At 48.6% G+C, this 14,198-nt stretch carries 9 protein-coding genes and 1 other annotated feature; all 9 genes read right to left on the reverse strand.

The annotated features are described in order from the left end of the window. Window positions 1–10: 10 nt before the first annotated feature. On the reverse strand, window positions 11–1,237 hold the full coding sequence (locus MHI48_RS24175; RefSeq protein WP_051449932.1) for an SPOR domain-containing protein: 1,227 nt from the start codon (window positions 1,235–1,237) through the stop codon (window positions 11–13). Between the two features lie 116 nt (window positions 1,238–1,353). Next, window positions 1,354–2,673 carry a UDP-N-acetylmuramate--L-alanine ligase gene (murC, locus tag MHI48_RS24180; RefSeq protein WP_244988502.1) on the reverse strand — a complete coding sequence of 440 codons (1,320 nt, stop codon included), beginning with the start codon at window positions 2,671–2,673 and terminating at the stop codon, window positions 1,354–1,356. A gap of 56 nt (window positions 2,674–2,729) precedes the next feature. Then, complete coding sequence (locus MHI48_RS24185) at window positions 2,730–4,106, reverse strand: bifunctional folylpolyglutamate synthase/dihydrofolate synthase (RefSeq protein WP_405142017.1); 1,377 nt, start codon at window positions 4,104–4,106, stop codon at window positions 2,730–2,732. Between the two features lie 78 nt (window positions 4,107–4,184). Next, window positions 4,185–6,851 (reverse strand): valine--tRNA ligase, encoded by a 2,667-nt coding sequence (locus MHI48_RS24190; protein WP_036605901.1) that lies wholly within the window; start codon window positions 6,849–6,851, stop codon window positions 4,185–4,187. Window positions 6,852–6,911: 60 nt separating this feature from the next. Beyond that, window positions 6,912–7,193, reverse strand: a binding site (T-box leader). A gap of 155 nt (window positions 7,194–7,348) precedes the next feature. Next, entirely contained in the window at window positions 7,349–8,932 is a 1,584-nt protein-coding gene (locus MHI48_RS24195) for a LysM peptidoglycan-binding domain-containing protein (protein WP_405142020.1), read from the reverse strand. Window positions 8,933–9,296: 364 nt separating this feature from the next. Further along, entirely contained in the window at window positions 9,297–10,202 is a 906-nt protein-coding gene (locus MHI48_RS24200; RefSeq protein ID WP_405142022.1) for an RluA family pseudouridine synthase, read from the reverse strand. Beyond that, window positions 10,199–11,503 (reverse strand): glutamate-1-semialdehyde 2,1-aminomutase, encoded by a 1,305-nt coding sequence (hemL, locus tag MHI48_RS24205; protein ID WP_036673531.1) that lies wholly within the window; start codon window positions 11,501–11,503, stop codon window positions 10,199–10,201. The genes MHI48_RS24200 and hemL overlap by 4 nt, the downstream gene beginning before the upstream one ends. 26 nt (window positions 11,504–11,529) lie before the next feature. Next, window positions 11,530–12,531: a porphobilinogen synthase gene (gene hemB, locus MHI48_RS24210; protein WP_076216943.1), complete on the reverse strand. Its 1,002-nt coding sequence runs from the start codon at window positions 12,529–12,531 to the stop codon at window positions 11,530–11,532. A gap of 102 nt (window positions 12,532–12,633) precedes the next feature. Continuing rightward, window positions 12,634–14,196, reverse strand: a complete 1,563-nt coding sequence (gene cobA, locus MHI48_RS24215; protein WP_405142025.1) for a uroporphyrinogen-III C-methyltransferase — start codon at window positions 14,194–14,196, stop codon at window positions 12,634–12,636. Window positions 14,197–14,198 lie beyond the last annotated feature (2 nt).

Below are 14,198 nucleotides of genomic sequence, written 5' to 3' on the forward strand. Positions count from 1 at the left end.
AAAGAGCATGTTACTGCTTTATCGCTTCGAGCCATTTTTTCTGCTGCAGTACATATTCCATCAGATCGGACTGCACGGACCACATGTGTACATCATCCGGGTTTTTGTTGTACTCCGCGATAGCCGTAATTGCACTGTTCATTGATTTCTCCATTCCACCAATAATAGGTTGTACATCTGCGGTCAGGCCAGGTGTAAGACTATTCAATCCCGTCAGCCAAGACTCGTGCTTATTTTGAATCGCGGTCATCGTTTCTGTAGAAACTGCTGCCGGAGCAGACTGTCCCAGCTGCTGAATGGACAAAGTAGATAATTGTTCCACCAGTGCAGAACTGTTTGTGAAGAAAAGCTGCACATCCTCTTGTTTGCCACCGAATATAGCCGGATTGATCTCAGGGTTCACAATCTCCTTGACATACAGTTCAACTCCCTGGGCTTTTAGCCTGGAGCTAAGTAGCTTGGCCTCTTCACGATCAGCCGAAATGCCTGCATATACTCGATTGCCATCTTCAGGATCAGAACCTGCGGCTATCCCTGCCTGAGCGAGCTCAAGCTTGGCCTGCTCAGCACGTTCAGGAGAACTGAATACACCGTATTGAAGTGCATAATACGTGCTGCCAGTCGTAGCTGTCTGAAGTTGCTGTTCTGTACCTGCAGCCCCCTCCTGACCTGTCACAGTAGAAACTGCCTGATTGACGGGCAGAAGATCGCCTGGCTTCGCGGCTCCTTCTTTATTAAAAAATGAAAGAATAACCATACCAAAAAGCGCTCCGGTAACAAGTGCCCCAGTAACAGAACCAATCATTTTCCATCCCCTTGGAGGGCGATTGCGTTTATAGGAATAGTTCTCCGAATCTGCAAGCCAGTCGTGGCCTTGATCATCATGGGTATTGGACAGATCACGACGCTCTTCCTCTGGATTATCGGTATGATTAACATAACCGTAACCGGAACGGTTCCCAAAATAATGGGCCTCATCCAAGTTCAAGTTCGAATCATGACTCACCCGCTCGTCAGGTTCAGGTACAGCAGAGCTTGTCAGCACCGTCTCTCCCCAGTCTCCGGGGATATCCTCAGGCGTCCATGATGGGGTTGTATCCATCTTAGGCGTTAGCGGTTGATTATGCGGTAATTCTTCACTTAACGTCACCAATGGACTGGACGCGGATATCCTCTTGTTTTCAGGCTTGTCCGACTCATGATCCCCGAAGCGAAACGTCATTCTAGCATTGCTCACCCGTACCCTCTCCTTTGTCCCATTTATATAAGCTATATGCAGAGACTGGAGAATACATTCCATATAACGCAAAAAACGCCTGCTTCGTATCGAAGACAGGCGATTTCTCAATTGATCTATTTCAAACCTTTGGCAAGTGTATCGCCGACTTTCCAAATATCACCTGCGCCCATCGTAATCACAAGATCTCCTGGCTGCAGACGATGCTGCAAATCAGCCACAACTTCCTCTTTCGTTGGGAGGTAACGTGCAGAAGCATTACTGTTTTGAACGATCAATTCAACCAGTCTGGCTGAGGTTACCCCTTCGATCTGTTTTTCGCCCGCAGGAGAATAGATATCCGTAATAAGTACCTCATCCGCTTCCGCAAAAGCACGACTGAACGCATCCAGCAGGAAGAACGTCCGCGTATAACGCTGTGGCTGGAATACCGCAATAATACGTTTGCCTGTTGCTTTGGCGGCACTAATGGTAGCTTCAATCTCAGTCGGGTGATGAGCATAATCATCGATGATGAGCATATCATTCGCCTCGCCCAATACCTGGAATCTACGTTTGGCTCCGTGGAACTGGATGATAGCTGCCACAATCTTCTCAAATGGAATGCCTGCTTCCAGACAGGTAATCACAGTAGCCATCGCATTATAAACGTTATGCTTACCCGGCACTGATAATTCCACCGTGCCCATAGCAGCACCCTGATGATTCATCGTAAAGGAGATCCGGCGATCGCCCAGTACAATATCCGTTGCCGTATAATCCGCAGCACGATCAATACCATAGGTTGTAATCCGTGACTTGAGTTCTGGCAAAATTGCTTGAACATTCTCGTCGTCAGAACACACAATGGCTGTTCCTTCCGGGCGAATCTGGCTCAGGAATTGCACATAAGCCCTTTTGAGTTCTTCAAAATCACTGTTGTAATTCTCCAGATGATCTGCCTCAATATTGGTTACAATACCGAGCCATGGATGGTACTGCAAAAACGAACCATCGCTCTCGTCCGCTTCAGCGACTACCCAGTCGCCCTGGCCTGCCTTGGCGTTGGTGCCCACATTCATGATTTCTCCGCCAATGATATATGTCGGGTCCGTATCACATTTATCCATAACAAGTGCAATCATGGATGAGGTGGTTGTTTTACCGTGAGCTCCGGCCACAGCCACACCTTTACGTTCGTTCAACAAACGTGCAAGCATCTGGGAACGATGCAGAATTGGAATGTTCAGCTCTGCAGCTGCTACCCGTTCCACATTATCAGCAGGCGCTGCCGTAGAGTAGACAACAAGATCTGCTCCAGTGACGTGCTCTGCCGTATGTCCGATATATATTTTCGCTCCCTTGGCTGCCAACTTCTCGGTCAACTCCTGTGAAGCGACATCCGATCCGGTAACGGTGTATCCCATTTCCAACATAACTCTTGCGATGGCACTCATGCCATATCCGCCAATCCCTATAAAATGAACGTGTTCCGATGTATTTAACAAAACTTTCACCAACCTTTTTCAGAATCGGTTTGATGCAAAAGGGCTGCCCGCACATCTGCAATCAGGTACAGTGTGCCGGAGACCACCCCCAGATCTTCCGCTTCCGTCCGTGACTTCAATAGATCAAGTGCCTTTGCCCATTCGGGCTCGACGATGATTTCCAGTTCCTGCTTCGCAATGGCGGGACGTACCCGTTCGACAATCTGCAGCAATTCGGCTGCATCCATTTTGCGTCGGAAATCTGGCTCGGTCAGGATCAGCGTATCCACTAGTGGCAGTATATGCTGCAAATACGCTTCGTGATGCTTATTTGCCAACATACCCATCATCAAAATTAACTTGTTGTGCGGATAGACATCCATAATGCTCTTGGCCAGTGACTCTGCCCCTTCCGGATTATGTGCTCCATCGAGCACAATTCGGGGTTCATCGACGACTTTTTCGAATCTTCCTGCCCAGAAAGCATTCTCCAGTCCAAGTGCAATATCGTTGTCATCCAGCATAAATGCCATGTATTGTCTAAGCAATTCAAGCACCATAAGTGCGGCCGCTGCATTGTCACATTGATGTGAGCCCTGCATGCGTATGCGAACGTCCAGATCACGGAACGGGCCTGTAAAATGAAAAGATTGTCCGTTCTCATTGCTGTCCAGTCTATGATAAGAGAATTGATCTCCAGCCAAATACACGCTTGATTGAAGCTGCTGTGCTTTCTCCTGAATCACCTTCACAGCTTCGGGTTGAGTCGCGCAAGTCACAACGGGTACTCCCGGCTTGATAATACCTGCCTTTTCTCCAGCAATCTGCTCAATCGTATCTCCAAGCACATCCGTATGATCCATACCAATGTTCGTGATGACGGACACAACAGGTGCGACAATATTCGTTACGTCCATCCTTCCCCCTAGCCCCGTCTCCCATACCACAACGTCAGGGTAACACTCCTCTGCATAGTACAGAAGCGCCAGAGCCGTGGACACCTCAAACATCGTGGGTGATCCAAGCGGAGTGGAGGCCATTTCCCTGACCAGTGGATGTAATCGGTTCGAGAGCTTAAGCAGGATTTCTTCAGGAATATCCTCACCGTTGTATTGAAAACGGTTTGTAAACTTGGTGATATAAGGCGACGTAAAGGTACCCACATCATATCCAGCCTGAAGAAGCACTGACGTCAAAAAAGCGCAAGTCGAACCTTTGCCGTTCGTTCCCGCGACATGAATAAATTTGAGACGTTGGTGTGGATTGCCTAACATGGACATCAGACTCTCGATTCGTTCCAATCCAGGTCGGATGCCAAAAGGAATAAGGCCATTGATCCAGTCCACGGCCTCGTTGTACGTAAGTAAAGGAGCTGCTGCATCTGTCCCGTCTAATTCCGTCATCTGATTCACCTTCGGTCCCGAGTTTGAGTGAAAAAAGCGGCCGGATGGCATAATGGCTCTCCATCCGACCCACATATATTAACCTTTAAGTTCCTTGATTCGTGCAATCACTTTATCCCGTTTATCGGAATAATCTGCTTGTTTGGCGCGCTCTTCCTCAATAACTTTGGCAGGAGCTTTGGCTACAAAGCCTTCGTTCGCCAGCTTTTTCTCTACACGGAGAACTTCGCCCTCAAGGTTCTCCAACTCTTTCTCCAAACGAGCCACTTCCTGCTCGATATCAATAAGACCTGCGAGCGGCAAGTATAGTTCTGCCCCCGTAATGATCGCAGTCATTGCCTTATCCGGTGAGTTTAAATCCAGCCCACTATCGAACTCGGACGTATTACAGAAACGTTTGATGTAGTGACTGTTACGCGCAATGATGCTGGACGTCTCAGCACTATTTGCTTTGACCATCAGCTCGATCTTTTTGCTCATCGGCACGTTCACTTCTGCACGAATGTTTCGCACTGCACGAATGGTATCCATGAGCAGGTTCATCTCGGCAACAGCCTCTGGGTTCTCAAGAGCAGGATCATATACCGGCCATGATGCCAGCGTAATGGTCTCACCTTCATGCGGCAGATGCTGCCAGATCTCTTCGGAGATGTATGGCATAAACGGATGAATCAGGCGCATGGTCTGATCCAGCACATATGCAAGCACGGATTGTGTTTTCTTCTTGGCAACCGGATCTTCCCCATAGAAGGACAGCTTAGCAAACTCGATGTACCAGTCACACAGGTCATCCCAGATAAAGTTATACAACACACGACCCGTTTCCCCAAATTCATACGCTTCGATTAGACGCGTAATATCGCGGGAAGTTTCGTTCAGACGGTGCAAAATCCAATAATCCGCTGTACCAAGCTCTCCGCTAATGTCACGTTCCTCATAGGTGAATCCTTCCAGATTCATCAATGCAAAGCGCGAAGCATTCCAGATCTTGTTGGCAAAATTACGAGCCTGCTCCACCCGTTCCCAACGGAAACGGAGATCCTGACCTGGCGTGCTGCTGGTTGAGATCATGTAACGCATTGCATCTGCGCCGTATTTCTCAATCACATCCAGCGGATCTACACCGTTGCCCAATGATTTGGACATTTTGCGTCCATCTGCATCACGAACAAGACCATGCATCAGCACATCCTTGAACGGAATCTCATCGGTGAATTCCAGTGCAGTGAAAATCATACGTGCAACCCAGAAATATATGATGTCATACCCTGTCACAAGTACACTTGTCGGATAATAACGTTTCAGGTCTTCCGTATCTTCCGGCCAGCCTAGTGTGGAGAATGGCCATAAGCCGGAGCTAAACCAAGTATCGAGTACGTCTTCGTCCTGTCTGAGCTTGCGTCCAGCATACTCTGGCAGCGTTGTTGGATCTTCAGCAGATACGATGATTTCACCTGTTTCTTCATCATACCAAGCAGGTATACGATGTCCCCACCACAGTTGACGGGAAATACACCAGTCACGAACGTTCTCGATCCAGTTCAGATAGGTTTTCTCAAAACGATCTGGAACAAAATTAACCCCTTCGCCGCTCTGTTGTTTTTTAATCGCTCTCTCTGCAAGTGGCTTCATCTCAACGAACCACTGTGTAGACAGATACGGCTCAACAACAGCTCCGGTACGTTCACTGTGTCCAACCTGATGCGTGTGATCCTCAATGTTGATCAATACGCCCTGCTCTTTCAAGTCAGCAACAATCTGCTTGCGGCAGTCACTGCGATCCAGTCCCTGATACTTGCCTGCCTCAGCATTCATTGTGCCGCTCTCATCCATTACCGTAATCTGAGGCAGATCATGACGAAGACCTACTTCAAAGTCATTTGGATCATGCGCAGGCGTGATTTTAACTGCACCACTTCCAAACTCTTTATCCACATAATCATCAGCGATAATTGGAATTTCGCGTCCAATGATAGGCAGTACAAGTACTTTACCAATCATATCTGCATAACGCTCATCCTTCGGATGAACCGCAACCGCTGTATCACCCAGCATCGTTTCAGGACGCGTTGTTGCCACTGTAACGTAGCCACTTCCGTCTTTGAGCGGGTAACGCAGATGATACAAGTGACCCTGAACCTCTTTATATTCAACCTCAATGTCGGACAGAGCTGTCCGGTTCACCGGGTCCCAGTTAATGATGCGTTTGCCTCGGTAAATAAGGCCTTTTTCATACAGTTGAACAAATACTTTACGAACCGCTTGGGACAGACCTTCATCCAGCGTAAAACGTTCACGTGAGTAATCAAGCGACAATCCCATTTTGCCCCATTGCTGACGAATGGTGGTGGCATATTGATCTTTCCAGTCCCATACTTTCTCCAGAAACTTCTCACGTCCCAGATCATAACGAGTCAGACCTTCTTCACGCAGCTTCTGCTCCACTTTGGTTTGAGTAGCAATACCTGCATGGTCGGAACCCGGAAGCCACAGCGCATCATAGCCCTGCATCCGTTTGGTGCGGATCAGAATATCCTGCAGTGTAAAATCGAGCGCATGCCCAATGTGCAGCATCCCGGTCACATTTGGGGGTGGAATTACAATTGTATACGGCTCGGCATCTTTACGTTGACCGGCTTTGAAATATCCACGCTCCATCCAGGTGGAGTACCATTTATCCTCTGCCGCCTTAGGATCGTAAGTGGTCGGCATTTCTGTTGCAGCTGATTTTTTTTCCTCAGACATGTGTCATTCCTCCGTTACTTCATCATCTTCGCCAAAAAAAACAAAAAAACCTTTCATCCATCAAAGGACGAAAGGTTAGCTTTCGCGGTACCACCTTTGTTTCACGCCTACAGCAAGATAGACTTCACCCTCTGTACATGACGTGACACTTCAAGCAGATAACGGCTGCTACCGGCCCATCCTACCTCAGTAATAAATGACGATAGATCTCATTCATCCCTTGTATTCAAACAGGCAACTCCCGGGCGACTTCGATCAGTTGGTTCCTGCGGAATCTCACAGCGCTGCAATTCCACTCTCTGAAAGGTCATACTGTCTACTACTCCCGTTCCACGTTGTTCTTCAAAAAACCTACACACATCATACCTTGCTCGTGCGCGATAGTCAACCTGACAACAGCGGATAAAGAGCGCTGGAATGCAGGTTTAGGACGAATCATGCAAAAACCCGCAATCCTCAAGGGGATCACGGGTCGTAACGAAGGCTTTAACTACGGATTAAGGGATGTACAATATCTGACCTTCTTCCACAACCTGCTCAGATAATCGGTTATACAACTGAAGTTCCCTCGTGCTCAATTGATATCGATCTGCAATAGCATCCAGTGTATCTTCTCGCTGAACGATGCAAAGTTTCACCTTGCGGAACGGGGTCTGGTCCACGATCGTTCCCAGGAACAGGTTCTTCCATTCCACATCATCAGCTGGATACGTTTCTTCCTGTACCACACCCGCAGGAACCTCATCGCCTCGCTCCACTTCAGCATCGCGTGCCGCTCTACCGGAGGATAACAAAGAAGAGATACCTACGCCCTCTTCTTGCCGTGGTGCGGATTCTTTTTTGCTGCCAAAAGCAACCTTCAGCTCCGGCTTGTCTTCCGTCTCAGCCACAGGTTCAGGAACAAATGCTTCGTTCTGTACAAACTCGTCTACCCCAGTCGCTTCAAAAGACGGCCGGTCTTCCTCAGCGTTGCCTGGTTCGGACGAAGCAAATACACCTTGCCAGTTCTCCGCCTGTGATTCGCCCGGGACATCGGCAACTGCCTGATTCTCCTGCTGAGGTACAGATCTCGCGGATTCGAAGTGCCATACCTCTGGTGCGTCCGGTACATCCGGTGATGCCAACTCATTAGATGATTGAGCAGTAGGCTCTGAGACTGCTTGATCTGCACTTCTCGAGTTCGCAGGCAATGCATCCACGGAAGGCTCGGACCAACCCAAAGACTCATCTTCCAGAGGCAACAATGGTTCCGACTCAGGGTAAGAAGCTAATCGATCTGCGGTCTCAGCCATAAATGACGAGATCGGAGAAGGTTCGCTGTCTTGCTCATGAGATGCCAATTCATCTCCATTCGCTGTCAGAGATGCGGGATCTTCGTTTGCATCAGGTTGTCTGTTTTCGTTAGCGTACTCCGCGCTTTGCTCCTCGGATTGAAGTGGCTCGGCCGATGACGAATCCGCATATTCCTGCTGCCATTCTTCGCTATTCCTTAATGTCTCTTCCCTTGTGGACAGGTCAGCGAATTCCGGAGCACCATATGCAAGTTCTGCTGCATTCGCAAGTCTCTCTTCCTCACTCCGCTGGAGCAGGTACTCTTGTGCAAATGTGTTGGGGTCGCTGCCTGTCTGTGCTGCTTCATCGGAACGGTTGGATTGCTGAGCATCAGGTGAATGAACAACTGTAAACTCATCTGCTGACCACACTTGTGGCTCTTCAACAGGAAAACCTTCGATACCTCGCAGCGACAATACACCTGTAATGTTCAGACTGCGATTGGATAACAGATCCACGTCAAAATTTTCGATCTCAATGGAAATATCCTCAATCGATCTGACCCGGTTCAGCGGCACTGTAATCTCCACGGGAATGAAATGTTTGAGCTCCTCTGAAGCCTCATTTTCTCCTCTGTACGCACCTGTAAGTAAAAGATGCCCTCTTAATGTGGCATGATCATCCTGCCCTATGACTTGAATGCGCGGGTATAGTTCAATCTCCTCCAATTCCTCAATCGCAGGAACTCCCTCAGACAAATGAACGCGCTCATAAATATCGAACCGCAAACCATAAGGTTGATTCAACAAAGGTGGCGTCCTCCTTTCGGCATATGTTCACCATGATCCTTCTCATGGGACTGATCCATGGTCCAAATCCTTCGTTACCCCATCTATATGCCTTGAATGAGGGGAGCATGCCACCTTTTGAAAAACCTTGCTATATATGTTCAATTCATGGTTATTTACACTGTCACTCCAATGACAGAACAACCTTCTGATCGCTGTTATCCCAGATTTTTTTATTCCTTTTTATAAAGGGAAAATCCGGGGATAGCTTATGCTTCCGAAGTAGCTTTCTTTCAGAAAGCTTTTAGGCGAACGCTTTACTTCTTCTGGTTGTTTCTGTCCTTTCCGTTTTCGTGTAAATAGTTAGTCGAACTTATATAGTGTATTAGTAAGACCCCTCTCGCTCTGCCAATTGTGTGAAATCGAATGGCCAAGGGTCATTCACTTCAATCATCGCTCCGGTTAACGGATGACTAAACTTAAGCATCTCTCCGTGAAGAGCCTGCCTACCAATGGCATCCGCTCTACCACCATACAACGAATCACCAATGAGCGGATGTCCCGCGTAACTCAGGTGTACACGAATTTGGTGTGTGCGTCCTGTATCCAGCTTTAATCGTACAAGGGTTGCTTGTTCCCACACTTCGACGATCTCCACATGAGTAACAGCTTCCTGTCCACCTTCCGAGACACGCCTGCGCTGTTTGTGATGTCTATCCTTGCCAATCGGAGCATCAATTTTGTGGAGTTCAGGGGGGATTTGTCCACCTGCAATGGCTACATAATGGCGGCCAATCTCTTTGCGACGCATCGCTTCATCCAGTTTGGCGAGGGCAAAAGCATTTTTGGCATACAGGACAGGTCCGGTTGTATCCTCGTCCAGTCGATGAACATGGCGTACGCTCGCCTGGATTCCGTTCATTTCATAATAAGAGGCAACCACATGATCCAGCGTGATGGCCTGATCGGCACGACTTCCATCTGGATGCAGTTTCATGCCTGCCGGTTTGTGCATAACCAGACAGAAATCGTCCTCATACAATACATCCACATCAGCCCAGCGTGGCTCAACATCGATTGGCTGGGACGCAAAAAGGGCCAGCCGAAGCCGGTCCCCTGCAAGTTGTATTCCTCGGTTTGCTTTCAGCTGACGGAGCAGTTTCTCCGGAAACTGAAGTTCAGACAATAGCCATTGCTCTGCAGCCATCGGTTTGTCCGAACTGCCTGTTACGGCTTTCCCTGGCATCAGCTCAAGCCATTCCCCGCGGCGTTTCCAACTTTTGATGGTCATAGCGATTGAAGAGCTTTACGATTCGCCTCAATCGTATCGTCAATATCCTGCTCTGTGTGCACACCAGAGACAAACATGCCTTCATATTGCGAAGGTGCAACACTTACACCTTGATCAATCATGGCCGCAAAATAACGACGGAATTGATCCAGATTGCTTTCTTTGGCAATATCATAATTGGTTACTGGAACGGCACTGAAGAATGGACAAACCATGGAACCCACACGGTTAATGGTTATCGCAATACCCGTCTCAGCTGCATTTTTCTCGAATCCGGCTTGCAAACGTGCAGACAATGTCTCCAGACGGTCATAGACCTCTGGTGTTAACAATTTGAGCGTGGTATATCCTGCTGCCATAGCCAACGGGTTCCCACTAAGTGTACCTGCCTGATAGATCGGTCCTGTTGGAGCAATCTGTTCCATCAGATCCCGACGACCACCATAAGCACCAACCGGGAGTCCGCCACCGATAACTTTACCCAGACAAGTCAGGTCAGGTGTAACCCCATATCGTCCCTGAGCACAGTTCAACCCTACGCGGAAACCGGTCATGACTTCGTCAAAAATAAGCAGGCTGCCATATTGGGTCGTCAAACTGCGCAGGCCTTCAAGGAAACCGGAAGCCGGAGGAACAACCCCCATGTTACCTGCCACAGGTTCCACAATAACAGCGGCCAGTTCTTCACCATAACGTTCAAAAGCAAGCGTAACGGACTCCAGATCGTTATAAGGTACCGTAATGGTATTCACAGCTACACCTTCAGGTACACCTGGACTATCCGGTAGACCCAGTGTTGCAACACCTGAACCCGCCTTGATCAGCAAGCTGTCCGCATGTCCATGATATGATCCTTCAAACTTCAGAATTTTACTGCGTCCGGTTACCCCGCGTGCCAGTCGAATGGCACTCATCGTTGCTTCCGTGCCAGAATTAACCATCCGCACGATATCGATAGAAGGTACACGCTCACAGACCAGTTTTGCCATCTCGGTCTCCAGCAAGGTAGGTGCACCAAAGCTTGTTCCTTTGAGGGCTGTCTCACGCAAAGCTTCTACAACGTCAGGGTGTGCATGTCCCATAATGAGTGGGCCCCACGATCCTACATAGTCAATAAAAACATTGCCATCAATATCGTAGATTTTGGACCCTTCACCGCGTTCTGCATAGATCGGAGTAAGTCCCACCGATTTGAATGCGCGTACAGGGCTGTTCACACCCCCGGGTATGTACTGCTTCGCTTCCTCAAACGCGCTGCGTGAGCGCTCATCATTGCGACGATTACCTTGTTGTGCAGTCATGAATATCCTCCTTAATGTAATGTATTTTATTTCTCAGCCAACCAGCGTGAAGCGTCTTTTCCGTAATAGGTAATGATCATATCTGCACCTGCACGTTTCATGCTGAGCAGGATTTCCATGGCAACTTTTTTCTCATCGATCCAGCCTTGAATCGCCGCCGCCTTCACCATGGCATACTCGCCACTTACATTATAGGCAACAAGCGGAAGATCAAATTGATCCTTAATCGTACGCATGACATCAAGATAGGAAAGGGATGGTTTTACCATCAACATGTCCGCTCCTTCGAGCACATCCGTCTCTGCTTCACGCAAGGCTTCACGCGCGTTCGCCGGGTCCATCTGATATGACTTGCGGTCTCCGAATTGTGGTGTGGAATCCGCAGCTTCACGGAATGGACCATAGAATGCAGATGCATATTTAACAGAGTAAGACATAATCGGAATATGACTGAATCCATTCTCATCCAGCCCCGCGCGGATCGCTTGCACAAATCCATCCATCATGTTGGATGGTGCAATAATGTCCGCTCCTGCTTTGGCTTGAGACACTGCCGTTTTCACGAGCAGATCAAGTGATTCGTCATTTAACACATCTCCGCAGATGTGACCGTCAATCTCCACGGTGTGTACCATACCGCAGTGACCGTGATCCGTGAATTCACACAGACAAGTATCCGCAACAACCAGCAGTTCCGGGTACCAGGATTTGATCAATCTCGTCGCTTCCTGCACAATGCCATCTTCAGCGAAGCCAGATGAACCCACACTGTCCTTCGTCTCGGGAATACCAAACAATAACACGGCTGGAATTCCCAGCTCGGCAATTTCCGTTACTTCCTCCTGAAGACGATCCAGCGAGAAGCGGAATACGCCAGGCATGGATTTGATTTCAGATTTTACATTTTCTCCATACGTCACATAGATCGGTTGAATAAAGTCGTCCACAGTTAGATGGGTCTCTCTGACCATATTGCGAATACCTGTGGATTGACGTAAACGGCGATGCCGTACAATTGGAAAACTCATACGAGTAAAACCTCCTTGAAAGTTAAATAGAGCAAAAAGGGAAGCGCGCTGGTATCCTATCGAATTCAGCACGCTTCATATGTTGACATGGTTACATGTGTATTAATTTCGAAGAGCGCCTTCTTTGGTGCCTGTCCGTTTCCAGTCGCATAGCACTGTGATCAAGCTATCCATGGTTGCTTCCTCTGCCATCAGTGTAACCTTCAGTCCAGCGGCTTCTGCCGTCTTCGCTGTAACAGGCCCGATACACGCAACCTCCACATCTTTCAATAGAGGCAGTGGATCTTGCAACCCCATACGTTTCAACATACTCATGAAGTTGGTAACCGTCGATGAACTTGTAAAGGTCACCGCATGAATTCCACCTTCTTCAAGTAGCTTGAGCAGTTCGTCATCATCCTCACCAGCAAGGATCGTATCGTAGGTGATGGCTTCGGTGACCTGAAGTCCTCGTTCTCTCAACTGATCACGTAACCACGTACGTGCCAGATCACCGTGCGGAAGCAATACTCTCTGACCTTCCTTCAATTCGCTTTCAAAAGCCTCAAGCATGCCTTCGGCTTGGAAAGGACCTTTGACAACTTCAGCTACGATGCCATGTTTGCGCAAAGCGTCCGCTGTGGAAGGTCCTACGGCAGTAATTCTCGCTTGATGAATCGAGCGAATATCCTTGCCTTCCTGTTCCAGATGGCGGAAGAAAAACTCCACGCCGTTCACACTTGTGAAAAACACCCAGTCATAGGTATTTAAAGCACTGAAGGCGTCTTTGACACTTTGCTTGGCAGATTCACTGGATGGCATGACCGTCTCAATAACCGGAAACTCATACGGTTCGCCGCCGAGTTCCTCAATGCGATTCACCAGTTCACTCGCCTGACTGCGAGCACGGGTTACCAGAATTCGTTTGCCAAACAGCGGCAGCGCTTCTGCCCATTTCAATTGTTCCCGCTGATTGACAACATCTCCCACCACAATAACAGCTGGTGGTTGGAAATTGGCTTCGATCACTTTCGCTTCTATATCCTCAAGGGTACCTGTAAGGGTATCCTGTTCCGCTCGTGTTCCCCAACGAATTAGAGCTACCGGTGTTTGCGCTGGACGACCATGACGAATCAATTGATCGCTGATATATCCAATTTTGGCAACCCCCATCATAAATACAAGTGTGCCCGTCGCATTCGTCACTTTATCCCAATGGATACTGCGATCAAGCTTGTCCGGACTCTCGTGCCCCGTAATAATAGAGATGGAAGAGGCATAGTCACGGTGAGTCACAGGAATTCCGGCATACGCAGGTACACTTATTGCAGCGGTAACCCCAGGTACAATCTCAAACGGAATTCCGTTTTTGTGCAGCAAACCCGCCTCTTCGCCCACGCGTCCAAAGATAGTTGGATCGCCGCCCTTAAGCCGAACCACAACCTTGCCTTCAAGAGCCAGATCAACCAACAGTTGATTGATCTCTTCCTGTTTCATCGTATGCCGATCCGGGCGCTTGCCCACGTAGATCTTGACTGCGCCGGGTTTCATTTGTTTCAACAATCTCGGACTTGCCAAACGATCATAGACTACCGCATCGGCTTTCCCGATGGATTCCCACCCTTTTACCGTAATCAGCTTTGCATCCCCAGGACCTGCCCCTACCAAAAAGACCTTTCCCACCATGT

The sequence above is a fragment of the Paenibacillus sp. FSL H7-0942 genome (assembly GCF_045040715.1).
Classification (GTDB): Bacteria; Bacillota; Bacilli; order Paenibacillales; family Paenibacillaceae; genus Paenibacillus; species Paenibacillus amylolyticus.